The 1,331-nt window shown below is 77.5% G+C and carries 1 protein-coding gene; it reads right to left on the bottom strand.

Annotated features, from left to right (window positions below; translation table 11 throughout):
* Positions 1 to 217: 217 nt before the first annotated feature.
* Positions 218 to 1,331: carboxypeptidase-like regulatory domain-containing protein (locus G3I53_RS24950; protein ID WP_164438793.1), on the bottom strand; the 1,114-nt coding region annotated here is incomplete at its 5' end.

The raw sequence follows: 1,331 nt of genomic DNA, 5'->3' as shown, positions 1-1,331 counted from the left end.
CGGACGACGGCGGGCCGAGGAGCTGCGGCCCGCCCGGCCGCCCGCGGGGACCGGCGGAGCAGCTCGCAGCTGCACGCACCTTGGCGGCGGAGGGCGTCGACGCGATGGGGCGCCCCCGCGTCCGCGAAGCCGAGCGTGGGGCAGTCGGCAACCGACGACAACGCCGCGGACGAGCGTGCCGGACCCGACGTCTCCGGCACGATCCGCCGGACAGGCCTCAGTCCTCGTGCCCCAGTTGCAGGTCGCGTTCGGTGCGGCCGCCTCCGGCCATCTGGAGCACCGTGGCGACCGGCGGGTAGCCGGCGGCGATGACGGTGTACTCGCCGGAGGACAGGTCGACGAACCGGAACATCCCGTCGGCCCCGGTGGTGAGGGTGTCGACGACGTTGCCCGCGGCGTCCAGCAGCGTCACCCGCGCGTCCTCGACGGCCCGTCCGCCGCTGCCGCGCACGGTGCCGCGCAGCACGGCGCCCCCGGCGAGTTCGACGTCCTGGCGGGTCTCGCGGGCCGCCTGGACGGTGACGGGCAGCGCGGCCGGGCGGAAGGCGGGCGCGCTCGCGGCCAGGGTGTACTCCCCGGCGACCAGCTCGGTGATGACGTAGCCGCCCTCGCGGCCGCTGCGGGTGGTGGCGACGACCTCGCCGTGGACGTTGGTGAGGGTGACGGCGGCGTCGCGGACCGGGGTGCCGTCGGCGGTGACGACGGACCCGGCGAGGCGGCCCGCGCCGCCGAGGACGACGTCCAGTTCGACGGGGCGTTCGCCGACGGTGACGGAGACCGCCTGCGGCTGGTGGCCGCCCGCGGCGGCGATCAGGACGTACGAACCCGAGCCGGGCGTGGCCAGGGCGTACCGGCCGTCGTCGCCGCTGGCGCCCCGCCCGATCTGCCGCCCGGCGACGTCGATCAGGGTGAGCGCGGCACGCGGCACCACCGTCCCGTCGGGGTGCTGGACGGTGCCGCACACGGGGACGCCCCCGGCGTGCGGCGGGCGGGCCGCGGCGGCACCCGCCCCGCCCGCGGTGTGGGGGCGGGCCTGCGGGACGGACGCGGTGGCGTACGGCGCGTCCGGTGCCGGGGCTGCGGTGGGGGCGTTGTGGGACACCAGTGGTTTCTCCTTGAGGAAGAAGGCGAGCAGCAGGCCGAGGACGAGGACCGGCACCAGGTAGAGGAAGATGCGCGGCATGGCGTCGGCGTACGCCTGGATGTAGGCGTCGCGCAGGCCGGGCGGCAGCGCGTGCACGGCCTGCGGGGTGAGGGACTCGGCGTCGGGCAGGGTGCCGCCCGCGTCGGCGGGCAGGCGGTCGGCCAGCGCGTCGGTGAGGCGGTCGGCG

It is taken from the genome of Streptomyces sp. SID14436 (genome assembly GCF_010548465.1).
Classification (GTDB): domain Bacteria; phylum Actinomycetota; class Actinomycetes; order Streptomycetales; family Streptomycetaceae; genus Streptomyces.
This window is presented reverse-complemented; position numbering and strand designations above follow the sequence as displayed.